This is a genomic window from Erwinia sp. HR93 (genome assembly GCF_034555055.1).
GTDB lineage: Bacteria > Pseudomonadota > Gammaproteobacteria > Enterobacterales > Enterobacteriaceae > Apirhabdus > Apirhabdus apintestini.
In genome coordinates, this window is record NZ_JAXUDP010000001.1 from 2,117,868 (window position 1) to 2,143,710 (window position 25,843).

The 25,843-nt window shown below is 52.1% G+C and carries 19 protein-coding genes, 2 tRNA genes and 1 pseudogene; 15 read left to right on the plus strand and 7 right to left on the minus strand.

Annotation, left to right across the window (positions count from 1 at the left end):
* The first annotated feature begins 6 nt into the window (after window positions 1-6).
* Both recB and recD read left to right on the plus strand, forming a co-directional pair.
* Entirely contained in the window at window positions 7-3,561 is a 3,555-nt protein-coding gene (recB, locus tag SFA31_RS09885; protein WP_322837820.1) for an exodeoxyribonuclease V subunit beta, read from the plus strand.
* Window positions 3,558-5,420 carry an exodeoxyribonuclease V subunit alpha gene (recD, locus tag SFA31_RS09890; protein ID WP_322837821.1) on the plus strand — a complete coding sequence of 621 codons (1,863 nt, stop codon included), beginning with the start codon at window positions 3,558-3,560 and terminating at the stop codon, window positions 5,418-5,420. The genes recB and recD overlap by 4 nt, the downstream gene beginning before the upstream one ends.
* Here recD and argA read toward each other — a convergent pair.
* Complete coding sequence (argA, locus tag SFA31_RS09895; protein ID WP_322839343.1) at window positions 5,407-6,738, minus strand: amino-acid N-acetyltransferase; 1,332 nt, start codon at window positions 6,736-6,738, stop codon at window positions 5,407-5,409. The genes recD and argA overlap by 14 nt on opposite strands.
* Window positions 6,739-6,966: 228 nt before the next feature.
* On the opposite strand from argA, the gene amiC reads away from it, so the two are divergent.
* Complete coding sequence (gene amiC / locus SFA31_RS09900) at window positions 6,967-8,214, plus strand: N-acetylmuramoyl-L-alanine amidase AmiC (protein ID WP_322837822.1); 1,248 nt, start codon at window positions 6,967-6,969, stop codon at window positions 8,212-8,214.
* Window positions 8,215-8,307: 93 nt separating this feature from the next.
* Here the strand turns inward: amiC and SFA31_RS09905 are convergent.
* Window positions 8,308-8,384: transfer RNA gene (locus SFA31_RS09905), tRNA-Met, on the minus strand.
* Window positions 8,385-8,426: 42 nt separating this feature from the next.
* Window positions 8,427-8,503 (minus strand) — tRNA-Met (locus tag SFA31_RS09910).
* 211 nt (window positions 8,504-8,714) lie between these two features.
* On the opposite strand from SFA31_RS09910, the gene mltA reads away from it, so the two are divergent.
* On the plus strand, window positions 8,715-9,815 hold the full coding sequence (gene mltA, locus SFA31_RS09915; protein WP_322837823.1) for a murein transglycosylase A: 1,101 nt from the start codon (window positions 8,715-8,717) through the stop codon (window positions 9,813-9,815).
* A gap of 70 nt (window positions 9,816-9,885) precedes the next feature.
* Entirely contained in the window at window positions 9,886-10,695 is an 810-nt protein-coding gene (gene tcdA / locus SFA31_RS09920) for a tRNA cyclic N6-threonylcarbamoyladenosine(37) synthase TcdA (protein ID WP_322837824.1), read from the plus strand.
* 81 nt (window positions 10,696-10,776) lie between these two features.
* On the opposite strand, the gene csdE is transcribed toward tcdA, so the two are convergent.
* Both csdE and csdA read right to left on the minus strand, forming a co-directional pair.
* Window positions 10,777-11,205 (minus strand): cysteine desulfurase sulfur acceptor subunit CsdE, encoded by a 429-nt coding sequence (gene csdE / locus SFA31_RS09925; protein WP_322837825.1) that lies wholly within the window; start codon window positions 11,203-11,205, stop codon window positions 10,777-10,779.
* Between the two features lie 4 nt (window positions 11,206-11,209).
* Window positions 11,210-12,415: a cysteine desulfurase CsdA gene (csdA, locus tag SFA31_RS09930; protein WP_322837826.1), complete on the minus strand. Its 1,206-nt coding sequence runs from the start codon at window positions 12,413-12,415 to the stop codon at window positions 11,210-11,212.
* A gap of 186 nt (window positions 12,416-12,601) precedes the next feature.
* Here csdA and SFA31_RS09935 point away from each other — a divergent pair, with 186 nt between their 5' ends.
* The 4 genes from SFA31_RS09935 (at window position 12,602) to rlmM (ending at window position 15,610) form a co-directional block, all read left to right on the plus strand.
* The gene (locus SFA31_RS09935) at window positions 12,602-12,823 is read left to right on the plus strand and encodes a YgdI/YgdR family lipoprotein (RefSeq protein WP_322837827.1); all 222 of its coding nucleotides are present in this window, start codon (window positions 12,602-12,604) and stop codon (window positions 12,821-12,823) included.
* Between the two features lie 334 nt (window positions 12,824-13,157).
* Window positions 13,158-14,078, plus strand: a complete 921-nt coding sequence (locus SFA31_RS09940; protein ID WP_322837828.1) for a transcriptional regulator GcvA — start codon at window positions 13,158-13,160, stop codon at window positions 14,076-14,078.
* 42 nt (window positions 14,079-14,120) lie between these two features.
* Window positions 14,121-14,510 (plus strand): DUF423 domain-containing protein, encoded by a 390-nt coding sequence (locus SFA31_RS09945; RefSeq protein ID WP_322837829.1) that lies wholly within the window; start codon window positions 14,121-14,123, stop codon window positions 14,508-14,510.
* Complete coding sequence (gene rlmM / locus SFA31_RS09950; protein ID WP_322837830.1) at window positions 14,510-15,610, plus strand: 23S rRNA (cytidine(2498)-2'-O)-methyltransferase RlmM; 1,101 nt, start codon at window positions 14,510-14,512, stop codon at window positions 15,608-15,610. The genes SFA31_RS09945 and rlmM overlap by 1 nt, the downstream gene beginning before the upstream one ends.
* On the opposite strand, the gene xni is transcribed toward rlmM, so the two are convergent.
* On the minus strand, window positions 15,607-16,371 hold the full coding sequence (gene xni, locus SFA31_RS09955; RefSeq protein WP_322837831.1) for a flap endonuclease Xni: 765 nt from the start codon (window positions 16,369-16,371) through the stop codon (window positions 15,607-15,609). The two genes, rlmM and xni, sit on opposite strands and share 4 nt — an antisense overlap.
* A gap of 475 nt (window positions 16,372-16,846) precedes the next feature.
* Between xni and SFA31_RS09960 the strand changes: the two genes are divergently transcribed.
* The 6 genes and pseudogenes from SFA31_RS09960 to SFA31_RS09985 all read left to right on the plus strand — a co-directional run bounded on the left by SFA31_RS09960 (window position 16,847) and on the right by SFA31_RS09985 (window position 24,234).
* The gene (locus SFA31_RS09960; protein ID WP_322837832.1) at window positions 16,847-17,686 is read left to right on the plus strand and encodes a winged helix-turn-helix domain-containing protein; all 840 of its coding nucleotides are present in this window, start codon (window positions 16,847-16,849) and stop codon (window positions 17,684-17,686) included.
* Window positions 17,687-18,008: 322 nt separating this feature from the next.
* Window positions 18,009-18,599, plus strand: a complete 591-nt coding sequence (ecpA, locus tag SFA31_RS09965; RefSeq protein ID WP_322837833.1) for a common pilus major fimbrillin subunit EcpA — start codon at window positions 18,009-18,011, stop codon at window positions 18,597-18,599.
* A gap of 67 nt (window positions 18,600-18,666) precedes the next feature.
* Window positions 18,667-19,335, plus strand: a complete 669-nt coding sequence (locus SFA31_RS09970) for a hypothetical protein (RefSeq protein ID WP_322837834.1) — start codon at window positions 18,667-18,669, stop codon at window positions 19,333-19,335.
* 57 nt (window positions 19,336-19,392) lie between these two features.
* Window positions 19,393-21,933: a CS1-pili formation C-terminal domain-containing protein gene (locus SFA31_RS09975; RefSeq protein WP_322837835.1), complete on the plus strand. Its 2,541-nt coding sequence runs from the start codon at window positions 19,393-19,395 to the stop codon at window positions 21,931-21,933.
* Window positions 21,923-23,570, plus strand: a pseudogene (ecpD, locus tag SFA31_RS09980) (fimbrial adhesin EcpD). Before SFA31_RS09975 ends, ecpD begins: the two are co-directional and overlap by 11 nt.
* Window positions 23,563-24,234, plus strand: a complete 672-nt coding sequence (locus tag SFA31_RS09985) for a fimbria/pilus periplasmic chaperone (protein WP_322837836.1) — start codon at window positions 23,563-23,565, stop codon at window positions 24,232-24,234. The pseudogene ecpD and the gene SFA31_RS09985 overlap by 8 nt, the downstream one beginning before the upstream one ends.
* 239 nt (window positions 24,235-24,473) lie before the next feature.
* Here SFA31_RS09985 and SFA31_RS09990 read toward each other — a convergent pair whose 3' ends face one another.
* On the minus strand, window positions 24,474-25,841 hold the full coding sequence (locus tag SFA31_RS09990; RefSeq protein ID WP_322837837.1) for an L-serine ammonia-lyase: 1,368 nt from the start codon (window positions 25,839-25,841) through the stop codon (window positions 24,474-24,476).
* Between the last annotated feature and the right edge of the window lie 2 nt (window positions 25,842-25,843).

The following is a 25,843-nucleotide window of genomic DNA, read 5'->3' on the forward strand; positions in this document are numbered from 1 at the left end:
CACGCTATGAGTGAGATAGCCGCACAGTCACTCGATCCATTATGTTTGCCTCTTTATGGAGACAGGCTAATCGAAGCGTCGGCCGGCACTGGAAAGACCTTTACCATCGCAGCGCTTTATTTGCGGTTGCTGCTAGGGCTGGGTGGGGATGCTGCGCCGGTGCGCGCGCTCAGCGTGGAGGAGCTGTTAGTCGTCACGTTTACTGAAGCGGCGACCGGAGAGCTGCGCGGACGTATTCGGGAAAATATTCACGCATTGCGTATCGCCTGCATTCGCGGGCATAGCGAACATCCGCTAATGGCGCGATTACTCAATGAAATTCCCGACTGGGCGCAGGCGGCTCGCACGCTGCGATTTGCCGAGCGGCAAATGGATGAAGCCGCCGTGTTCACCATCCACGGTTTTTGTCAGCGTATGCTGAGTCTGAATGCGTTTGAGTCCGGCATGCTGTTTGAGCAGAAACTTATTGAGGATGAGAGCCTGCTGCAGCGCCAGGCGTGCGCCGACTTCTGGCGTCGGCATTGTTATCCGTTATCACGGCCAGTAGCGCAGGCCGTAAGTGATATATGGTCCGGGCCGGAGGCGCTGCTGCGTGAAATAAAGGCATGGCTGTCGGGTGAAGCGCCGCAGCTACGATGCCCGCCTTCTGAAGAGACGCTTCAGGAACGCCATGAGCGCATTATTGCGCGCATCGACGCCGTAAAAGCTCAGTGGCGGGATGCGGCGCCAGAGCTGGAAGGGCTAATTGCCCAATCCGGCGTTGATAAACGCAGTTTCAGCAGCAAAAACCTGCCAGTCTGGCTTACAAAAGTTAATGAATGGGCAATTAGTGAAACCACGTCTTATTGCTTGCCGGAGGCGCTAAGTAAATTTTCCACCTCGTTTTTGGTACAGAAAACAAAAAAAGGGGAGCCTCCCCGACATACGCTTTTCGATGTCATTGAAGCATTGCTGGATGAACCGCTTTCGCTGCGCGATCTGGTCATTGCGCGCGCTATAGATGAAATTCGCACATCCGTGGCGCGAGAGAAACAGCGTCGCGGAGAGCTGGGGTTTGATGACATGCTAAGCCGGCTTGATGAAGCGCTGCGCCAGCCGGGAGGCAAAGCGCTGGCGCAGGCCATTCGTCGGCGTTTCCCGGTTGCGATGATCGATGAGTTTCAGGATACCGACCCTCAGCAATATCGTATTTTTAAACGTATCTGGCTACGCCAACCCGAATCGGCACTGTTATTAATTGGCGACCCCAAACAGGCGATTTATGCTTTTCGCGGCGCGGATATTTTTACCTATATGCGCGCGCGCTCAGAGGTAAGCGCCCACTATACGCTGGGGACCAACTGGCGTTCGGCCCCGGGCATGGTGCAGAGCGTTAACCGCCTGTTTGCGCATCAAAGTAACCCTTTTTTATTCCGGCAAATTCCTTTTCTTCCCGTTGAACCAGCCTCGCGAAACGCCCGTATGCGTTTTACCGTTGATGAGGCCACGCAGCCAGCGTTGACATTTTGGCTGGTGCCCGGCGAAGGGGTTAGCGTAAGTGAGTACCAACAACTGATGGCGCAGCGCTGCGCACTTCAGGTGCGAGAGTGGCTGGAAGGCGGAGAGCGCGGCAGTGCGTTACTGTGGCGTGACGAGTCCGGGCAGCCGAAGTCGAAACCGGTGCAGGCAAGCGACATCACTATTCTGGTACGCAGCCGCGCCGAAGCGGCGCTGATACGCGACGCGCTGCGCACGCTCAATATTCCTTCCGTGTATCTTTCTAACCGGGATAGCGTTTTTGCAACCCGAGAGGCTAGCGAGCTGCTCTGGTTACTGCAGGCGGTACTCACGCCGGGGCAAGATAGCGCGCTGCGCAGCGCACTGGCGACAGGGATTCTGGGGCTGGACGCGGCGATGCTGGATGCGCTAAATCAGGATGAACAGGCGTGGGATAAGCTGGTTGAAGAGTTTGACGGCTGGCGGATGCTATGGCGACAGCGCGGGGTAATGCCCATGCTGAAAGGGCTGATGGCTGCGCGCCGCATAGCGGAAAATATGCTGGCTACCCCTGGCGGTGAACGTCGTTTGACCGATCTGCTGCACCTCAGCGAGCTGCTTCAGGAAGCCTCCGCCAGGCTGGATAGCGAACCCGCGCTAATTCGCTGGCTGGCGCAGCAAATTGCAGAGCCGGATAACCGAGCCGACTCGCAGCAGCTGCGTCTGGAAAGCGACCGTCATTTAGTCCAGATAGTCACGATTCATAAATCTAAAGGACTGGAATACGCTCTGGTTTGCCTGCCGTTTATCGCCGGTTTCAGGCCGCAAAAACAGGCTTTTTATCACGACCGGCAGTCATTTGAAGCGCTATTGGATCTGAGCAATGATGCAGAAAGCCTTGGGCTGGCAGAAGAAGAGCGCCTGGCGGAAGATTTGCGACTGCTGTATGTGGCGATGACGCGCTCACAGTGGCACTGCTGCCTCGGTATTGCACCCATATTTCGCGGCGGGCGGGCAAAAAAAGGCGTTAGCGATCTGCATCTCAGCGCCCCAGGCTGGCTTATTCAGCGCGGGGAGCCTATGGACGCGGAAGGGCTGCGGCAGGCATTAATCTCTTTGTGTGATGAAAATATGGTGCTGGAGCCGGTTGCGCCAGATGGCGATAACCGGCCCTGGCAGCCCGCAGCCGGTGAGGAAATACTGCTGGCGGCACGCGAATATGCGTTAGCGTCCGGCGTGCGCTGGCGGGTGACCAGCTATAGCGGATTACAGCGGCATGGTCACATCGCCCAGGATCTGCTGCCAACGCTGGATATTGATGCCGCAGGGAAATTTGATCGGGAAAGTGAGCAGTTACTTACTCCGCATGCCTTTCCCAAAGGGGCGTCGCCTGGCACTTTTTTGCATGCATTATTCGAGCGCATCGATTTTACCGAGCCGGTTGACGCAGCGTGGGTAGCAGAACAGCTTTCATTAGGCGGATTTGATCCCGCCTGGCAGCCAGCCCTGTGCGCCTGGCTTACCGATATTTTACATACCCCGCTCGGGAACGATGGAGCTGCGCTGAGCCGCATTTCCAATGCGGATAAACTGGTCGAGATGGCTTTTTGGCTGCCGGTTAACGCCACGTTGACCCCGGCGGCGTTAGATAAAATCGCGCATCGCTACGACCCGCTTTCTGCACGCTGTCCGGCGCTTGATTTCTCACAGTTGCAGGGCATGCTGAAAGGATTTATCGATTTGGTGTTCCGCTGGCGCGGGCGTTATTACCTGCTGGACTATAAGTCGAACTGGTTGGGTGCTGATGCGCAGGCCTACACGCGTGAGGCGATGGAGCGCGCCATGTGCGAGCATCGTTATGACTTGCAATACCAACTTTATACCCTGGCTCTACACCGCTATTTACGCCAGCGAATACGCGATTACGCCTATGAAGAGCATTTTGGCGGCGTAATTTACCTCTTTTTGCGCGGTATGGCGGGCGAGGCTCCTGAAAGAGGGGTCTTTATGACTCGCCCGGATGAGCGGCTGGTAGAAGAGATGGATGCCCTGTTTGCCGGACAAAGTGAGGATATGAGCGCATGAAGATGGCTGAGTTACTGCAGCAGGCGGTAGCACTAAAGCTCTTGCGTCCGCTGGATGCGCGTTTCGCTACCATGCTGGTGGAGGAAAACGCTCCTGCGGCGCAGCTAGCGGCGGCGCTGTTAAGCCGGGATACCGGAGAAGGGCATGTCTGCCTGCCCTTAGACCGTTTAACGCCCGAGATGGCCTTCCCGGCGCGCCACGCTGGCCTCGCGCAGGCGCTATTTGACTATGCGGCGCCTTCTGGAGGCTGGCACGATGCGCTTCTTGCGTCACAGGCCGTTAGCGATGACGGTGCGGCGGCGACGCCGCTAAAGCTGGCTGACAATTGTCTCTATTTGAATCGCATGTTTTACAATGAGCGCCGGGTTGCGGCATTTTTTTTACAGGAGAATCGCCGGATAGCGCAGGACGCCACGCGGTTACATGTGGTGCTGGATGCGCTCTTTGGCTCGGGTGAATCGGAGGTTAACTGGCAAAAAGTTGCCGCAGCGGTTGCACTCACGCGGCGAATCTCAGTGATATCTGGCGGCCCGGGAACCGGGAAAACCACCACGGTAGCAAAACTGCTGACCGCGCTTATTCAGCTTGAAACCCCGGAGCGCCTGCGTATTCGCCTGGCCGCGCCGACGGGCAAGGCTGCGGCACGATTAACGGAATCTTTGGGAAAAGCCCTGAGTCATTTGTCGCTTTCCCCACAGCAGAAAATGCTGTTACCTGAGGAAGCAACGACGCTGCACCGCCTGCTTGGCGTACAGCCAGGGAGCCAGCAGGTTCGCTATCACGCGGATAACCCGCTGCATCTGGATGTTCTGGTGGTGGACGAAGCCTCTATGGTGGATCTCCTGATGATGGCGCGGCTTGTAGCCGCGTTGCCCGCTCATGCGCGCGTTATTTTTCTGGGCGATCGCGATCAGCTTGCATCCGTAGAAGCGGGCGCGGTGTTAGGCGATATTTGCCACTTTCTGCGCTTTGGCTTCAGCCCGGAGCGGGCCGCAGAATTGAGTGATTTGACCGGCAATCCTGTGTCGGCCGGTGAGTGCGAGCAGATGCCGATGCTATGCGACGCACTGTGCTTGCTGCAAAAGAGCTATCGCTTTGATGGAACGTCAGGGATTGGTCAACTGGCGGTGGCGGTTAATCGTGGTGATGTCCCTATGGCAATGACTGCGCTGAATGGCGATTATGCAGATATCGTTTATCACCCCCTGCGTTCGCGAGACGATTATGCAGCGGCGCTTGCCGACACGCTTAAAGGCTACGCCCGCTATCTTGCTGCATTGAAGTCTCCAGGTGCGACGCCGGATGAGCGACTGGAAGCCTTTAACGAATTCCAGCTTTTATGCGCGCTGCGCGCCGGGCCGTTCGGCGTTGCGGGGCTGAACCGGCGCGTTGAGCAATTGCTGGTTCGGCACGGGCATATTGCGCCTGGTGAACTGGCCGGACGCTGGTATCACGGGCGGCCAGTGATGATTTCCCGAAACGAAAGCGCGCTCGGGTTGTTTAACGGCGATGTCGGTATTGTTCTGCGCGATGAGTCAGGATTGCGCGTGTGGTTTCAAATGCCTGACGGTACCTTAAAGTCCGTGCCGCCGGGGCGGATGCCCGAGCATGAGACCGCATGGGCAATGACGGTGCATAAATCTCAGGGCTCGGAGTTTGAGAGCGTTGCGCTGGTCCTTCCCGATCGCTTCGCTGCGCCGCTCACCCGCGAGTTAGTGTATACCGCGATTACGCGCGCGCGCGCGTTTTTGGCCCTGTACGCTGATGCCAGCGTATTAAAACAGGCGATTAACACGCGTACCGAACGGCGCAGCGGTTTACTCAATACGTTTGCCAGCGCCGAAATTAGTTCAGATTAGCCATCAGGATTTTAGAGCGACGCTGGTAGTTATAGAGCCGTTTTTTGCTGTCCGGCAGTAAATCAATCTCTACCGGCGCGAAGCCGCGTTCCTGGAACCAGTGGATGCTACGCGTAGTGAGTACAAACAAGCGCTCCAGGCCCTGGTTTCTTGCCTGGGCGGCGATACGCTCTAGCAAAAGTTCGCCGCGTGAGGAGCTTCGATAATCCGGATGCACCGCGACGCAGGCCATTTCGCCAATTTTTTCACTACTAAAAGGATAAAGCGCCGCGCAGGCAATTGTCATGCCATCGCGCTGAATAATAGTAAAGTTATCAATTTCCATTTCCAGCTGTTCGCGCGAGCGGCGTACCAGAATGCCCTGCTGTTCCAGAGGACGGATTAACGCCAGTATTCCACCGATATCATTGATGGTTGCCCGGCGAATTTGCTCCGCGCTCTCCATCACGATTTGGGTACCGATGCCATCCCGGGAAAACAGTTCCTGAAGCAGTGCGCCGTTCTCACGGTAACTTATTAAGTGGCAGCGTCTGACGCCGCTGCGGCAGGCTTTAATGGCACCCCGTAACATACGCACGGTGCCAGAGTGGTAATCGCCTTCGGCCTCACGCCGAGTGACATGCTGCTGGGCGTCATTGGGAAAAAGTTCGGGGAGTATACGTCCGTCGCTGTCGGTAACGCCCTGAGAGGAACAGAACCCAATCATTTTTTCTGCGCGAAGTTTAATGGCAAGCTGGGTGGCGATTTCTTCAGAAGTTAGATTAAAGCTTTCGCCAGTAACGGAAACGGCGACAGGGCCGGCCAGAACGATGGCGCCATTATTCAGTTGACGAGCGATAGCGTCTTCATCGATACGACGTATGCGTCCGCTGTGGCAGTAATCCACGCCGTCGTCCACGCCTAAGGGCTGAGCGATAATGAAATTGCCGCTGACTACATTAATATGCGCTCCCTGCAGCGGTGTGTTGCCCAGGCTCATTGAGAGACGCGCCGTAATTTCTAGCTGCAATAATCCCGCCGCCTGTTTGACAAGCTCCAGGGTTTTGCCATCCGTAACCCGCGTGTGTTTATGGTAAACAGGATTATAGCCGTGCGCCGCCAGGTTAGCGTCGATTTGCGGGCGAGCGCCGTAAACCACGACAAGGCGGATGCCGAGGCTATGTAATAATCCTATATCGCTAATGATTGATGATAGATTTTCATGCTCTATGGCTTCACCGCTTAACATGATAACGAAGGTTTTGCCTCGATGAGCGTTGATATAAGGGACTGAATGGCGAAAACCCTCTACTAGCTCGGTATTTCTCTCCAGCATGATGCGTGCCTGTTGAATTAATATTCATAATATTTGTATTTTTATTCTTTTTTAGGGGTGGGTGCAAGCGAAAGTTTTCATCATGTTTAACGTATTATTAACACGTTTTTTTCCACACATTATTGGATGTTTACCCTTTTGCGGGTGACAGTGTGCCCGGCTTTGGTTAAAGTTTTCGGTCGCTATTCTGAAGTTATTATTGTTATTTCTTATCGTTTCCTCGGGAGAAGCATGTCGGAAGCCAGTTCGTTTAGCCGTCGCCGTTTGTTGCAGGGAGCGGGGGCCATGTGGTTATTAAGCGTCAGCCCGCTTGGTCTGGCCGCGGATAGCCAAATTATTGCTGTGCGCGTATGGCCTGCGTCAACCTACACGCGCGTTACGCTGGAATCCACGCATCAGCTTAAGTATCGACAGTTTGCGTTAAGTAACCCCGCGCGGCTGGTGGTGGATATTGACGGCGTACAGTTAAATTCCGTGTTAAAGAAATTGGGAAATCTTGTCCATCCGGACGATCCGTACATTAAATCGGCTCGGGTCGGGCAATTTAGCCCGCAGACGCTGCGCCTGGTATTTGAGTTGAAGCAGGATGTCGCACCGCATTTGTTTGCGCTCAAACCCGTTGCTGAATTCAAAGAACGCCTGGTGATGGATTTGTATCCTGCGAATAGCGACAGTGAGAAAGACCCATTATTGGCTCTGCTGGAAGATTATAATAAGGGGTCGCTGGATAAAATTCCTCAGGCTGAACAAGGGCCTAAGCCGGGCAAAGCCGGGCGCGACCGGCCAATCAGTATTATGATAGACCCCGGTCACGGCGGTGAGGATCCTGGCGCGACGGGCAAATATAAAACCCATGAAAAAGACGTGGTGCTGAAAATTGGCCGCCGCCTAAAAGCGCTTATTGAGCAAGAGCCGAATATGCAGGCTTACATGACGCGCAATGAAGATGTTTTTATTCCTCTCGGAGTGCGGGTTGCAAAAGCGCGCAAGCAGCGTGTCGATCTGTTTGTATCCATTCACGCGGATGCGTTTTCCGATCGTTCAGCGCACGGCTCGTCCGTGTTCGCGTTGTCCACTAAAGGAGCGACCAGTACCGCCGCCCGGTATTTAGCGAAGACGCAGAACGCGTCGGATCTTATCGGCGGTGTGAGCCGCAGCGGGGATCGCTATTTGGATCACACGATGTTCGATATGGTTCAGTCGCTGACTATCACCGATAGCCTAAAGTTTGGCAAAGCGGTTTTGGATCATATGGGTGGGATTAATCGCCTGCATAAAGACAGCGTCGAGCAGGCTGGTTTTGCGGTGCTGAAAGCGCCGGAGATACCGTCTATTCTTGTTGAAACTGCGTTTATTAGTAACGTAGAAGAAGAGCGCAAGCTGCGTACCGCCGCGTTTCAGCAGCAGGTGGCGGAATCAATATTAAAAGGAATAAAAGCCTATTTTGCCAGCGGCGCCGCGCGCGTACGTAGAAGTTAAAGAGAATATATGCGGCGCAGGGAAGCGCCGATGGCCGGGAAATAACGGGCGCAAGAACAAAAAAACACCCGATGGGGTGCCTGTTGTTGACGTTGGTTGCGGGGGCCGGATTTGAACCGACGACCTTCGGGTTATGAGCCCGACGAGCTACCAGGCTGCTCCACCCCGCGTCCGTCATTACTGCTTATATTGTTCGCGCTAATGCGCTTAATTGGTTGCGGGGGCCGGATTTGAACCGACGACCTTCGGGTTATGAGCCCGACGAGCTACCAGGCTGCTCCACCCCGCGTCCGTGGATGCGCAATATACTCTCCTGACGCATTGATGCAACCCTTTTCTGAAGGAACTGCGGGTTTTCCTTTGCGTTTGCTTAAATAACCCCCAGGAGCGCTTTTTTTCTGTACGTTAATAGGCTGTAACTGGCTTACGCATTTCCATCACAAGTCGCGTTTGCTATCTTGCTGAAGCATGCCGCGGTAACTATTAATAAAGAGAATGTAATGAAAGGAACCTGGGTCAGAACAATCTTAACAAGCGCCGTGCTGGTGATGCTGGCTGCCTGTAGCTCTAAACCCACCGATCGGGGCCAGCAGTATAAAGACGGCAAGTTTAAACAACCTTTCTCGCTGGTTAATCAACCCGATGCGGTTGGCGCGCCGAACAACGCCGGTGATTTCACTCATCAGATCGGTGAAATTCGCAATGCCTCACCGCGTATGTATCAAAATCAGAGTGCGGTTTTCAGCGCGGTAGAGGAGTGGCTGCGCTCGGGGGGAGATACACGCACGCTGGCGCGCTTCGGGCTGGATGCCTGGCAAATGGAAGGCACAGATGATTACGGAAACGTGCAATTTACCGGATACTATACGCCGGTCATTCAGGCGCGTCATACCCGACAGGGCGCGTTCCAATACCCCCTTTATCGTATGCCGCCGAAGCGTGGGCGTTTGCCTTCTCGGGCAGATATTTATGCGGGAGCGCTGAGTGAAAGCTACGTGCTGGGTTATAGCAATTCGCTGATTGATAATTTTATTATGGATGTGCAGGGGAGCGGCTATGTGGATTTTGGCGACGGCTCACCGCTGGTGTTTTTTGGCTATGCAGGCAAAAACGGGCATGCGTATCGCAGCATCGGCAAGGTGCTTATCGATCGTGGGGAAGTGAAGCGCGAAGATATGTCGATGCAGGCCATCCGCCACTGGGCCGCAACGCACAGCGAATATGAAGTTCGCGAACTGCTTGAACAAAATCCTTCTTTTGTTTTCTTTAAGCCCGAGTCGTTCGCACCGGTGAAGGGTGCCAGCGCTGTACCGCTGGTTGGGCGCGCATCCGTTGCCGCCGATCGCAGTATCATTCCACCGGGGACGACGCTGCTTGCTGAGGTACCGCTTTTAGATAATAACGGCAAATTTAACGGGCAGTATGAGCTGCGTGTTATGGTGGCGCTTGACGTCGGTGGGGCGATTAAGGGGCAGCACTTTGATATATACCAGGGGATCGGTGCCGAGGCTGGGCATCGCGCCGGGTGGTACAATCATTATGGGCGCGTTTGGGTACTTAAAACGGCGCCCGGTGCCGGGAACTCTCTTTTTAGCGGCTAATCTTCATCGTTCTGTTTCTCTGAGGCGGGCGCTATAATTGGCCCGCTTTTTCTTTTTTGAGGTTTTGTTCATGTCAGTAACCCTTTCTGATGCCTGGCGGCAGCGCTTTGGCGGTACGGCCCGTTTATACGGGCAGGATGCACTCACCCTTTTTGCTGCGGCGCACGTGTGTGTGGTGGGTATTGGTGGGGTGGGTAGCTGGGCCGCTGAGGCGCTGGCTCGTACCGGCATTGGTGCAATTACGCTTATTGATATGGACGATGTTTGCGTTACGAATACTAACCGTCAAATCCATGCGCTGCGCGATACCATTGGTCAGGCAAAAGGGGAAGTGATGGCAGCCCGGATTAGCCAGATTAATCCAGAATGTCGGGTAACAGTTATCGACGATTTCGTTACCATAGAAAATGTCGCGCAGATGATGCAGCAGCCGTATAGCTATGTCATTGACGCTATAGATAGCGTGCGTCCTAAAGCCGCGCTAATTGCGTGGTGTCGGCGGCATAAAATTCCGCTAGTGACTACCGGTGGAGCAGGAGGGCAGAAGGATCCTACGCAAATTCAGGTCGCCGATTTAGCGAAAACGATTCAGGATCCGCTGGCGGCGAAGCTGCGCGAACGATTAAAGCACGATTTCGGCGTGGCGAAAAACAGTAAAGGTAAACTGGGCGTTGACTGCGTGTTTTCAACCGAGCCGCTGGTGTACCCCCAGGCAGATGGCTCAGTGTGTGCTGCAAAGCAGAGCGCGGAAGGGCCAAAGCGAATGGACTGTGCGTCCGGGTTTGGCGCGGCAACCATGGTGACCGCCAGTTTCGGTTTTGTCGCGGTGTCGCACGTGCTGAAGAAAATGCTGGCGAAAGCGGAACGCGAGCGGCATTGATGTTGGGATGTGAAGCGCCCGACGGGCATCAGGCGTTTTGCTATCTTGATATATTTGGCCCGGGCCAAATTTTTCACTGTGCTAGCCGCCTGCAGCGTGGTTAACCACCTCTGCAAGCGCCGCCAGACCCTGACTGCGCGAAGCGCTTAGCTGCATACTCAACCCTAACTCATCGAACAGCGCCAGCGGGTTCATCGCTCGTAGTTCGGCCGCACTTTTCCCTTCTACTGCCGTCAGTAACACGGCCAGCAAACCGCGTACAATACGGCCCTCGCTGTCGCCGAAAAAGTGCAATGCGCCGTTGGCGGCGACACGATAGCCTAACCAGACGCGGTTTTCACAGCCGGATATTTCACTTTCCTGTGTTTTAAATGCCTCATCAAGAACCGGCAATTTTTTCCCGAGCAGTATTAACTGGCGATATTTTTCTTCCCACTGCTGAAGCGGCTGAAAAATAGCGCGCAGGCTATCTGCGGTAATCGTGGTTCCAAAAGGATGTTCGCTGCTCATTCATTTAGTCCTGTAACAACGCCAGAGCGCGGTCAACCGCATCGATAAATTGTTCGACATCTTCCTGAGTATTATACGGCGCGAAAGAGGCGCGCAGCGTGCCTTCAACACCGAGTGCAGCCAGCAGCGGCTGTGCACAGTGCTGCCCGGCGCGAAGCGCGATACCGTATTCCGCCAGCAAAGTCGCCATATCCGCATAGTGAATATGTGTGAAATTAAATGCCAGCAGGCTGGCATTCTGAGCGCGGTAGCTGCAAAAACCGGGACGGCGTTTGAGCGCATTTTCCGCCATCGTTGCCAGGCTTTGGCACCAGGATTCCGCTTGATGAATATTCACGGTTTCAAGCCAGCTTAGCGCAGCGCTAAGACCGGTTACGCCCGCGATATTAGGCGTCCCCGCTTCAAAACGATAGGGAATAGGCTGTAGCGTATAGCCTTCAAAAGAGACGCGTTCGATCATTTTTCCGCCGCCCAGCCAGGGCGTCATTTCTTCCAGAAGGTGGGCTTTTCCCCATAGCGCGCCGATCCCCGTAGGGCCGTACAACTTATGGGCTGAAAAAGCGTAAAAATCGATATCCAGTAACTGTACGTCCGGTGGGCAGTGGACTACGCCCTGAGCGCCGTCAACCACCACCACCGCGCCTGCCGCATGCGCCAGCTTGGTGGCATAAGCCAGATCGGGCATTCCACCGGTGACATTGGACATCTGACCCATCGCTAAAATACGGGTTCGCGAATTGATCAGCGCGGGAAGTAGGGTCAGGTCAGGTAAATAGTCTGCGCTGAGCGGCAGCTTAACAACGCGCGCGCCGGTTTGCTGCGCGACTATCAGCCAGGGGACCAGGTTGGCGTGATGTTCGGCTTCGCTGACGATTATCTCATCGCCTGCCGTCAGACGCGGGCGCGCATAGCACTGGGCGACTATGTTAATGGCTTCCGTAGCGCCGCGTGTCCAGACTACGCTGCGCGATTCCGGGGCGTTTATTAGCGCCGCGACTTTATCGCGCGCGGCTTCATACTGCTCCGTCAGGAGACGAGCTGCGCCGTACTGGCTGCGATGTACGCTACCAGAGCTGATGGCGTAAAATTGGGCGCAGGCATCAATGACCGGATGCGGTTTTAGCGCCGTGGCTGCACTGTCGAGATAGACACCGGCATCGGCCAGCGCCGGGAATTGCTCGCGGAAGCGGGCGGGGTTAAAAGTTGTCATGGAGACCTCGCTGAATTACCCGATCGTGACGTATTTTTACGTTAACGGCAAGGTGTGCAGAGCGGGCGTAGCGCCGGCGGCTGGAAAAAGTAAGGAAGCAGGTTATGCTGTACATAGTGGGCTTTTATTCTGGCCTGACGTTGGGAAAATAATTTATCAGCATTAAACGCTACAAGGAGAGATATTATGAATAAAATGACGATGTTTTTGGCAGCCTGCATGGCCGTATTTAGCCTGGCGGCATGCTCTTCGAACTATGTGATGCACACAACAGACGGGCGCAGTATTGTTTCTTCAGGCAAGCCCAATACCGACGATTCTACCGGTATGATTAGCTATAAAGATGCTAACGGCAATGAGCAGCAAATCAATCGCAGTGAAGTCAGGGAGATGACAGAACTGAAATAATGTACATAAAAAAAAGCACCGCTTTTTGCGGTGCTACATTAATCACTATGGACAGACAGGGTAAATGTATAGAAAGTGAAAAGGGTAGCCCTGCTACCGCGGGTCTGAATCTATAGACCCAATGCAAACACAACAACACAACATCACAACCGCAAGCCAAAAGCCCCCCAGAGTTATCCAGGCAACTTTTCGTTCCGGCTTAGGAAGTGGCGCCACTATAGGTATTTGCTGGCGCACGCTCAACGGACAATTTATAATGGTTCAGATAAAAAAAACTAATAGGTAAATGACTTTGCCTTTATGTTTATAATTTTAACAATCAGCAAGCATAGCCATGTCCAAACGATTACCTCCCCTTAATGCATTACGCGTGTTTGACGCTGCGGCGCGTCACCTTAGTTTTACTAAGGCGGCAGAAGAGCTGTTTGTTACTCAGGCTGCGGTGAGTCACCAGATTAAATCGCTGGAAGATTTTTTGGGGCTGAAATTATTTCGTCGGCGTAATCGTTCTCTGCTGTTAACAGAGGAAGGGCAAAGCTATTTTCAGGATATTAAAGAAATCTTTTCGCAGTTAAATGAAGCGACGCGTAAATTACAGGCGCGTAGCGCCAGAGGTGCTCTGACGGTGAGCCTGTTACCCAGCTTCGCCATTCACTGGCTGGTGCCGCGTTTGTCCAGTTTCAACGCTGAATGGCCTGGTATTGATGTGCGAATTCAGGCGGTCGACAGGGAAGAAGATAAGCTGTCAGACGATGTAGATGTGGCTATCTTTTACGGACGCGGCAATTGGCCGGGGCTGCGGGTGGAAAAACTCTATACGGAGTATTTGCTGCCGGTATGTGCGCCGCAATTGCTATCTGGCGAACATCCGCTTAAAGCGCCGGAGGATCTGGCCCGGTTTACGCTGCTGCATGACGCCTCGCGTCGGGACTGGCAAACGTATGTGCGCCAGTTGGGCCTCAATCAAATTAATGTGCAACAGGGACCTATTTTTAGCCACAGTGCGATGGTGCTGCAGGCGGCAATTCATGGGCAAGGCGTGGCGCTGGCGAATAACGTCATGGCGCAGTCCGAAATTGAATCCGGGCGCCTGGTGTGTCCGTTTAATGATGTATTAGTTAGTAAAAATACATTTTATCTGGTCTGTCATGACAGCCAGGCTGAACAGGGTAAAATAGCCGCTTTTCGGCAATGGATCCTGTCTAAAGCAGCGAGCGAGCAGGAAAAATTTCGCTTTCGCTATGAACCAACTTAAATGATTTTGCGTGCGCGGCACGCGATGATTTGGGATAACACTATGACCAGCCGTTTCATGTTCATTTTCGCCGCCGTGAGCGGTTTTATCTATGTCGCCTTGGGTGCATTCGGCGCGCATGTTTTGAGTAAGTCGCTGGGCATTATTGAGATGGGCTGGATACATACCGGGCTTGAATATCAGGCTTTTCATACGCTGGCGATTTTTGGGCTGGCGTTAGCGATGCAGCGACGCACCAGCATTTGGTTTTACTGGAGTAGCGTGTTTCTGGCGTTAGGCACTCTGTTATTTAGCGGCAGTTTGTATTGCCTGGCGCTTTCTCACTTAAAAATGTGGGCGTTTGTAACCCCGGTCGGCGGCGTCAGTTTTTTAACCGGGTGGCTATTCATGTTAACGGGCGCTGTGCGCCTGAATCATAAGGGTAATTGTTAATGAATAAGGTGATTTTGTATTGCCGTCAAGGGTTTGAGAAAGAGTGTGCGGCGGAAATCACCGACAAGGCCGGACAAATGGCGATATATGGTTTCGCCCGGGTAAAAGATAACAGCGGTTATGTCATTTTCGAATGTTACCAGATGGAAGACGCCGATAAGTTAGCGCGTGAGCTGCCATTTAGCTCTCTGATCTTTGCGCGCCAGATGTTTGTGGCCGGTGAATTGCTCAAAGATTTACCGCCCGAAGATCGTATAACGCCAATTATCGGAATGCTGCAGGGCGTGGTAGAAAAGGGCGGTGATTTGCGGGTAGAAGTCGCGGATACGAATGAAAGCAAAGAGTTGATGAAGTTTTGCCGTAAATTCACAGTTCCGCTGCGCGCCGCTCTGCGTAGCGCGGGCGTGTTGGCGCAGAATGACAGCGCGACGCGCCCGGTAGTGCATGTCTTTTTTATCGCACCGGGATGTTGCTACACAGGTTATTCATATAGCGCCAATAATTCGCCCTTTTATATGGGGATCCCGCGTTTGCGTTTCCCGTCCGATGCGCCAAGCCGTTCTACGCTTAAACTGGAAGAAGCTTTTCACGTTTTTATTCCGGCCGATGAGTGGGATGAACGCCTGGCGAATGGAATGTACGCAGTGGATTTAGGTGCCTGTCCCGGCGGCTGGACCTGGCAGTTAGTAAAACGCAATATGTGGGTTTACTCCATTGATAATGGGCCTATGGCGCAGAGCCTGATGGATACCGGGCAGGTGACGTGGCTGCGCGAAGACGGGTTTCGCTATCGTCCGGCGCGGAACAATATCTCATGGATGGTTTGTGATATGGTCGAAAAACCTGCCAAGGTGACAGCGCTGATGACCGAATGGTTGGTTAACGGCTGGTGCCGGGAAACGATTTTTAATCTTAAACTGCCAATGAAAAAGCGCTATGAAGAGGTATCGCAAAATCTGACATTCATTCGGGATAAGCTGGCGGCCGCTGGTGTGAATGCTGAAATTCAGGCGCGGCAGCTTTATCATGACCGGGAAGAAGTCACCGTGCACGTTCGCCGCTGGTGGGCCGCCGTTGGCGGTCGACGCGACGAACGTTAATGATGTTCGCGCGTCAGTCTTAACTGCTGTAAGTTCCCGTTCAGCGTAAGGTTGGCGCGCAAAGTCGCAACTTCTCGGCTAGTAAATGCGGTCTCTTGCTGCGCCGCCAGCTTTGTTCGCCATTTCTCTTCCAGTGAATCCAGCGTCTGATAAATATTTTCAAGCGTACCCCAGCGCTGAATAAGCTGGGCGGCGCTTTTAGGGCCAATACCCGTCACTCCCGGAATTTTACTGCCGCTAATACCCGCCAGCCCCCAATAATCGGGCAATTGTTTGGGTTCTACGCCAAACGTCCGGGCAATAAACGTGGCATCCAGCCAGCGTTTTTGGAAATAATCCCGCAGAGCGATCCCCGGCGCAAGAAGCTGGCAATACCCTTTATCCGTTGACACGATAGTGACCCGCTGCCCCGCGCTGGCGACTTTGACTGCGAGCGTGGCGACCAGGTCATCCGCCTCCTGTCCCGGCGCCGACCAGCAGGAAACCCCTTTATGCGCAAATGCATCCCGCAGATCTGGTAGTTCCTTAGTCAGGGAGTCGGGCATGGCTGCTCGTCCGGCTTTATAGTCGGGCAGCAGTTGATGTCGCCAGCCCTGATGTCGGCCTTCATCATCGAACACGGCAACGGCATGAGTTGGTTGACTATTGGTGATTATTTGTTCCAGTGCGCGTAGGCAAGTGGCAGCACAGGGAGCGCCCTGCGCTGCGTGGATGCGCCTGATAAGATTTAATGCGTCGATTATCAGTAAGTGAGCGGGCATTCCCGGTTCCTGTCACGATTGTCGGCTAAGAAATGTTTTAGATAATAACACTGATGCTTGTTGTTAAGAAAAAGGTATTGGCCGTGTATTGGCTATCTTGTTTTATTTTTAAAAGATAATATTTATCTTTTTACGCCTGGAATGCTCTTAGAAATTTATAGGAATTACTTAAATGGTTTTATTTAGTAAGAAAATTACTATTGATTTGATATATGTGTTTTTGTTGCTGGAGATAATTTTTTTATTAATATGTCGGCCTTTACCTTAAGGGCATGTTTATTTATCAAATCGCGTTATGATGATGATAAAAATATTTATTCCCCTGCGTTAACTGAATTTTTTATAAGTAATTGAATTAAATGGTTAGCAGCAGGCGCCTCTTGCAACTGTTTACATAAACGCCATGTAAAAACACATTGCTGTGTGTTTTTACGCCAAAGTATCAATTTCATGGAAAGAAAAAGGTGGGCACGGCATGAAGTACATGCTCAATGAATGCATTATTTTTGATACGGATCTTAATAGCCTTTCCTTAATTGTTAACTCGGAAGATAACATTGTTATCTCTAATCCTACCAAGAGATTACTGGCATTATTAATTGAAAGCCACGGTGAAACAGTTACCCGGAATGAGATATTTCAGAAGGTCTGGGATGACTTTGGTATGGTCTCAAGTAATAACAACCTAAATCATTGCGTTAGCAAATTACGTCGCGTGATAAAAACCTTAGGCCTGGAAGATGAGGTGATTGCAACGGTGCCGCGTGAAGGTTTTATGCTCCGCAAGGAAATCTGCATCGATAGGCTCGGTGAAAATAATGAGACGGCAAAAGAAGGCGCTGCGGACATAACTATGGCTTGCCCGACGCCCGTTGATCGCGCGGTTTTGGCACAGAATGAAAATCCTGGTCGTTTGCCTGTAACGCCGCAGTCACAGGCCCGGCTATCGTGGTTTCGTTTACGCTGGCTGGTCATCATGCTGGCCACGTTATGCATCGTTGCGCTGGCGGGATGGGCGGCATGGTCTGCGCTCACCACTGACAGGCAGGGCGAAACATTTCTTGGTGAAATGAGCGGCTGCAAAGTGTTCTTGAATCATGATGCGATAGCAAAAGGCAGGGAAAAGATGATTACGGATACCGTGCGAAGCTTTGCGGAAAGACACCCGGTGCCCTGCGCGAAAAATGAATACTTATTGGTGATAGACGATCGGCGTATACATCGGTTTATGTCGAACATGTCGCGACTCTATTTGATGCGATGCGGTAGTTATCGTGAGAGCCAGATGGAGATTTGTCTGGATTCCACTAAGTAGGGTTTGTCTCAATCCTGAGTATTGCTTAATGATAATCAGGGCTCAATGCGAAAGTTCCATAATCATCTATCTGTAGCCGTTAATTCTGGTTTTTAATGTGATTCATTTGCATTAATCCAGTTTTTTATTTTGTATATTATGATTTCTAAGGTTAATAATGTAATTGAGAATTTCCTTGGTTAGTCTGTATATGTCTCAGCGGTTAGCTCAAAAACAGGTTTTCCTGAACTGAAGGCCGGATTGCTTTACAACATGCGCTGCTACCGAACATGCCGCTGAGAAAGGACGCAGTTACTTAATAATAGGACGAAGGGAGTTTTCAATGAAAAAGGGTATTTTAGCACTGGCTACAGCAGTTTCTTTCGCAGGGATGATGGGTGCTGCACAGGCGGCCGATGTAACCGCTGAAGCGCTGGCGACCTGGTCTGCCACGGCAAAGAAAGATACTACCAGCAAGCTGGTCGTTACTCCGCTTGGCAGTTTAAATTTTGATTATGCCGCTGGCGTGAAAGGTTTTAATACGCAGGATGGTTTGTTTGATGTCACTATTGAAGGTGATAGCACGGCTACCGCTTTTAAACTGACTTCACGTCTGGTTACCAATACGCTGACTCAACTGGACTCTTCCGGTTCAACGCTGAGCGTTGGCGTAACCTATAACGGCCAGGACGTAGATAAAACGGCGGATACCGTCATGATCGATACCGCTGGCGGTGTTCTGGGCGGAAATCTGAGTACCTTGTCAAACAGCTTCAATGCAGCAGGGCGTACCAGCGCTCAGGATAAATTTAAATTCTCGATTATTTCTGCAACGTCAGACGGCTCGACTGCAGTATCTGATTTTAGCACCCTGCCGGAAGGTATCTGGAGCGGTGACGTTAGCGTTCAGTTCGATGCAACCTGGACGAGCTAATTAATTTCTGTTTTCAGGGTGGGCAATATTGCTCACCCTATTTTCTTTATTTATTCAGGATGATGAAATGAGAAAAATAACTTTGCTGCTGGCCTTGTATATATTGGGAATATCTTCCGCCAGCGCATTAAATGTGGGGGATATTACAACCTTTATTTACAGCGGGAATAAGTTTGTAAGTAAAGAAGTGAAAAACACTACCAATGTTGGTCGCCTGGTTAATATTAAAGTAGAGAAAATAAACTCGCCGTTAGAGAACGGTAAAGTTATTCCAATGGAACGCCCGGATGAGATATTGCTCACTCCGGCAAGTTTATTAATGCCCGCGAACAGCAGCGATGTTATCCGCTTTTTTTATAAAGGGCCGGACGATGGGATTGAACGCTATTATCGCATTGTTTGGTTTGATCAGGCGCTGAGCGACGCGCAAGAAGCGGCTTCGCCTCGGAACGCGGTAGCAACGGCATCTGCTCGCATCGGCACCCTGTTGGTCGTGGCGCCAGGAAAAGCCCGATACGATTACGAATATGCGAACGGCACGATAAAAAATACGGGTAATGCCACTTTGCGCGTGGTGGCTTATGGCACCTGCCTGCAGGCTAAAGAAGGCGAAGATTGTAAAGAAAATTATTATTTATTGCCTGGCTATGCGCGCACTTTAGCGCGCGTCAATGTCGCGGATAAAAAAGGCCATCTCGCAGTTTGGCAGGCTGAGAAATTTATTCCGGTGAAATAAAACCTCAATTGCAGCCTGTTATACGGATAAGACAAGAAGGTATGGGAGTGACCAGGCATGTCAGGATACAGGGAAGTTATCGTCAAAGAGATAGTAGGTTTCAGTTCCGTTGCCTTTCTTTCATCGCTCCCGTTAATTGGTTATTCCGCACAAATTCCCACTGTTTCTGGTGTTCGCGTTGGTCATGTCTTCGTTCCTCCCACTTTTGCCGGTGCGCTAAGAAGCGGGATGAGCATTCCGCTGTTCCTGCATCTGGAAGGGAATACCGGTATTGATAGCGATCAGCGTTTGGGAAATGCCTTCATCTGGCTGGAAGGCGATGGGCTTAAGCTGCGCAGGATTCAACGGGAAGAAAATGAACATGTGGCGACGCTGTTGCCCACCGTCGTTTCGCAGTTAACCACGCTCAAAGACGTTGATTTTAATGATCGGCTCCGAATTGAGCTGGATGACGAGGTATGGCTGCAGTTTGACTTTAAAAAGCTGATTTTACAGTTAGTTGTGCGTAAATCAGCGCTAGGCACTGCACATATTGCCCGTAGTAAAGATATTGGCGAATCCAGCGTAACGTCGCTGAGCAGTACGCTGGATTATAATCTCGGTGTCTACAATAACCGGCCGCGCCACGGCGAAAATACCACTTCCAGTTATCTCTCTCTGAATAACGTTACCGCGCTGCGTGAACATCACGTTGTCGTTAATGGTTCGCTATACGGCCTGGGCGGCAGCGATCGTAGCGGTACCCTATATAAAGTGATGTATGAGCGGGATTTTGGAGGGTACCGATTTGCAACCGGCATGCTGGATAGCTGGAATCTTCAGTCACTCGGTCCATTAACCGGTATGACTTCCGCGAAAGTCTACGGTTTTTCCCTGGGTAATCAGGCTGATTCAACGGTTTTTGATAACAGCCAGTCTGCGACACCGATTGTGGCTTTCTTCCCGGCAGCAGGTGAGGCGCATATTAAGCGCGACGGCAGGTTACTCAGCGTACAAGCGTTTGAAATGGGTAATCATGAACTGGACACACATACCTTGCCCTATGGCATATATGACGTGGAAGTTGATGTGGTGATTAACGGAAAGACGGCGGAGCGGCGAGTTCAGCGCGTTAATAAACTGTTTACCGCAGGCCGCGGCGCGAATGCGCCTCTCGGCTGGCAATTCTGGGGTGGTTCTGTCGATATGGATGCCTGGCACCGCGAGCGCGGTGGCGAACAAAGTGCGCGCAAAAGCTGGCTGGCTGGCGTTTCGGCAAGCGGCAACTGGTGGCCAATTGGCTGGGCTGCTACCGGATATGGCTATGACAATATGGCGCTGGTGGAAGCACGGATTACGCTGCCAGTAACAGAACGGGTTACGTTTAATCTGCAAAGTATGGCTGCAAGCGATAGCTCCTGGCGTAATGTAATGAATATGAGCGCGACTCTACCCGGGGGCTTTAGCAGCATCTGGGTTAATCAGGAACGCTCGGCAATCGGCGATCGCCTGCGTCAAAGCTCAAGTCATAATCGCTCAATCGGCGGAACGCTAAATTTCTCATCGCTCTGGTCGCCACTGGGATCGCTGAGCGTTAGCTATAGCGACGATCGTAAAAACGGGAGTCGCTACTATACGACGAACTATCAGCAAAATATTTATACGGGGCGCTACGGATCGATAGGGCTGCGGCTGGGCATGCAGCGTTATAGCAATAATGGATATAGCAGTAGCACCGGGAAATATGTTGCACTGGATCTTTCGCTGCCGTTAGGAAATTGGTTTAGCGCCGGCGTAAGTAGCCAAAATGGCTATACGCTGGCGAATTTAGCGGTGCGTAAAAACTTCAGTGACGGTGCGATACGCAGTGCGGGAGCGAATCTTTCCCGGGCTATATCGGGTAATACCGGGCCGGACAATACGCTTAGCGGCGGCGGTTGGGCGCAGTTCGATACCCGCTATGCAAACGGCACGCTGAATGTTGCGACGACGGCCGATGGTTCACTGAATAGCAATATGACCGCCAGCGGTAGCCTCGGCTGGCAGGGTAAACATATTGCATTAAGCGGGCGCAACGATGGAAATGCCGGCATTATTTTTGAAACCGGGCTTGAAGATAGCGGTCTGTTGAGCGCAAAAGTGAACGGACAGGCCGTCACCTTAAAAGGGAAGCGTAGCTATATTCCCGTTAGCCCATACGGGCATTATGACGTGGAGTTATTGAATAACCCCGATTCATTTGAAAGCTACGATATTGTCGGCGGACGCCGTAATCGCCTGACCCTTTATCCTGGCAACGTTGCCGTCATCACGCCGGAAATCAAACAAATGGTGACCGTTTTCGGGCGCCTTCACGCTGAAGATGGCTCCCTGTTGACTGATGCTGCGGTGAATAATCACATTGGGCGCACGCGTACGGATGGTGAAGGCGCATTCGTGATGGATATTGATAAGGCGTTCCCCACCATTGATTTCAGTGGCAAAGGCGATGAACGCTGTGAAGCACAGCTGGATCTTAGCGCAGCGCGCGGGGCGGTATGGGTTGGTGATGTGATTTGCCGTGGCCTGCCTTCCTATGCGAGCAATTTAGATGAAAAGGGTAATAGGCATGAAGGGTAAAACCTGGTATATCGCTCTGGTGGCGATAGCGTTGTGCATAAGTTCGGCGGCCAGTGCGTTGACAAAAAAAGTCAGGGCGGATGCGCCAGAAGTACAATTTATCCTGGTAGAGAATAATGCGGATGATAATTTCTTTGTTACGCCCGAAGGTACTCTTAACCCACGTTTAACAGGTGCAAGTAAGTGGACCGGACTAAAATATGCCGGTGGCGGTGGTACCCATTATCAGCAAAGTCTCGGATACGCGGACAACGGTTATAACACCCCGCTTACCTCTGGCAACTCGTTTGATATGTGGCTTGAGGGAGCGCCGATAAAAGCATCCTTTTGTAGGGCTGCGCTGTATTAATTGGTATTCCGGCTGCAGTATAGATACTAGCCTGATTGAACCGCAAGCTACCGATGAAAAGGGTTTCTATGGCGCAATTGTCACATCGGGGGGACAAAAGTGGATGCACGGGCTGCTGTCTCCGTCGTTCTATCAGTATTTATCGCAAATGCCGGTTGGCGGCCGATTAACAATGGAAATGAATGGATGCCAGACGCCTGCGAAATACAATGCCGCAGCCGGAGAACGCTGCCAGGACCAGGATACGGGGGCTTGGTATGGGCGAAAAATAACGCATGTTAAAGCAGCGCAATTGCGTTTAATGAACACGAATGCCATGACTGAACTCTTTGTTAATAGCGATGGCGTTCCTATAATTGGCGAAGGGAACAATGCCTGTAAAATGATGACGATTGGCACCAAATCCGGCGTAATGTGTAAGATGGTTGACTATACGCTCGATATGGTTGCAGGGGCTGGCAGTAAGTCGATTCACATTTTTCCTGCCATTATGAATCCGGCGTTGGCTTCTGCGGTGTCTATGCGCGATGTGATGTTTAGCCTCGATGGCAACAAATGGCGCAACACTTCTGGCACGACTTATTACTATACGTTTGAGGATTTGAAAGAGTCGAATGCCGTTTATATTTTCTTTTCGAGTAATTTTTTTAAACAGGTGATACTCCTTGGGATCAGCGATAGCGATACCAGGACGCTTATCAATTTTCGCTTTCAAAACACCATTTCTCCTGAGTCGGGCTGGTATGAGTTTTCCACCTCCAACCAGTTAATTATCAAACCCCGGGACTTTGGCATCAGTATTATTTCTGATGATTACAATAATGCGCCCAAGCGTCATGGGCACGTAGGAGCGGATGAACTGCCGCTTAACTTTGGATATGTCGTTACTACTAGCGGAAAAACTGCGGCAGATGAAGTATTAGTGAAGGTGTCTGGGCCAGGAAAGGAAATCGGTGGGCGCTGGTACTGCATTTTTTCTTCAGAAGATGGTGTGGCGAAAGTGCCTTTTCCTGCACAACTCTCCTTTACGACCAGCGCTGGCGGGCAGCGCCGCTTCGATGCCGGCTGCGATGATGTCTGGCATGATATGACGGACGCGCTTTGGGGCAACACGCCCTGGCAGGATATCTCTGGCGAAGGCGGCGTAATGAATAAAACCCACCTCACTTTTAGTATTCCTATGAACGCGCCGGTGTCGCAGTTTACCGTAGACAAAAGTTCCTGGTATGGTGATGTCAGCGCTTCCGGGGAAATCCACGTAAAAGCGACCTGGAGGAATATTGATTAAGCAATACCTGCTGCTTATCGCGCTCATCGTGATAAGTCGCTACGCTGCGGCGATTAACGTCGGGAATCTGACCTTCTCTTTGCCTGCTGAAAAAACGCTGATTGCGAAAAGGGTGCTGAATAACAATCAGGAGGCGCGTTTATATCAGGTGAACGTGACGGGGATAGACAGGCCAGGAGATAAAGAAGTTCAGATACGCCCGGCGGACGGAGAGCTGCTGTTTACTCCTCGTCAATGGGTATTACAGCCCGGGCAAACTGAGCTTGCTAAATTTTATTATCATGGCCCGCAGGATGGCCGCGAGCGCTACTATCGGGTAATGTTTCGTGAAATTCCCGTTAGCGCCCGGGCAAAACAGAACTCTCGCGGTGACATGATGCGCATGGATCCCGTTGTAACAATTGAAACGATCCTCGTTGTGCGTCCGCGTACAGTTCACTTCGATTGGCGATGGGATAAGCAGCGCGGCACGCTGCAAAATGTGGGCAATACCTATTTTAAGCTGTTATTGAAGCCCGGCTGCGATAGTACCGATGAGGAGAGCCCGGCATTTTATTTACGCCCGGGGGAAACCCTAAGAAACTCAGCGCTACGCCAGAAAGGGCAAAAATACATTGTTTATAATGAACGCTTTATTCGTATTGACCAGGACTGTAGTGATTAAGGCTAAACGGTGAGATAGCGCCAGGTCTACGGCTAAATAAATGCCCGCAAGCGCCAGTCTTGAAGGTACTTCTTGCTCTACGACGTAGTGAAGATTTCTCTCGCCCGCAGCAAACGTGAAATGAGTCCAGCGGATAGCCAATATTTTTATGTTTTGTTGAATGAGGCTGCCTGATATGAGCGATAAGAGAATGGCTGAAACCGCCGCATCGCCCGGCGGTTTCAGCGGTAAAGGGTGAATTAATCGCAGGCGATTATTTTCATTGCCAGGCCACCGCGTGAAGTTTCTCGGTATTTGGCATTCATATCCTTCCCTGTTTCGTACATAGTTTCAATTACCTTATCCAGGCAAACGCGCGGTTCACTGGTGCGGCGCAGCGCCATACGGGCGGCGTTAACCGCTTTTACTGCGGCAATTGCATTCCGTTCAATACAGGGCACCTGTACCTGTCCTGCGACCGGATCGCAGGTTAATCCTAGGTTATGCTCCATACCGACTTCGGCCGCAATGCAAACCTGAGCAGGGCTGGCGCCTAATAGTTCCGCCAGACCGGCCGCCGCCATGGAGCAAGCCACGCCGACTTCTCCCTGGCAGCCTACCTCGGCGCCTGAAATCGACGCGTTCATTTTATACAGTGAACCAATCGCGCCGGCGGTTAACAGATAGCGGACCAAAGAATTAGGACTAACTTCACGTATAAATTTGTCGTAGTAGGCAAGGACGGCAGGGACTATCCCACAGGCGCCGTTCGTTGGCGCAGTCACTACACGCCCGCCGGCGGCATTCTCTTCATTGACCGCCAGCGCGAACATATTAATCCAGTCGACGACGCTCATGGGGTCAGCGCTGATTTTATCGCTACTCACCAGCATTCGGCGTAAAGCCGCCGCACGGCGCGGAACGCGCATTTTACCGGGTAACACACCTTCTGTTGCGCTTCCTCGCGAGATGCCGCCGCGCATCACTTCCCAAACCTGCTTCAGATGGGCGTCCAGCTCTTCCTTTGTGTGTAGAGCCAGCTCATTTTTCATCATCAGTCCCGAAAGCGATAATCCGGTTTCGCGACAGTGACGCTGAAGATCGGCGGCGCTGGAATAGGGATAAGGTACGTGAGCCTGGGTGGCGTTAACCTCGCCGAAGTGTGCTTCATCAACGATAAACCCGCCGCCGATTGAGTAATAGGTTTGGCTATAAACGGTGCGCTCGCCGCTCAGTGCGGTAATGCGCATACCGTTTTCATGCAGCGATAAATTGTCGGCATGAAAATTCATACAGTTATCGAGCGGAAATTCCACTTCACGCTGGCCGCTGGCAAGCATTAACCTGCCGCGGGTTTCAACATCCTGAATAAACCCAGGAATGGCGTCGATATCTACCGTATCCGGTAGATTACCCGCGAGACCCATAATAATGGCGATGTCCGTATGGTGCCCTTTGCCGGTCAGAGAGAGCGAGCCATACACGTCGACGACAACGCGCGTAACGCTCTGCAGGAGTCCCTGATTAATAAGGTCGTCAGTAAACTGTTTGCCAGCCTTCATTGGACCGACGGTATGCGAGCTGGATGGCCCAATACCAATTTTAAAAATATCGAAAACGCTGATCATGG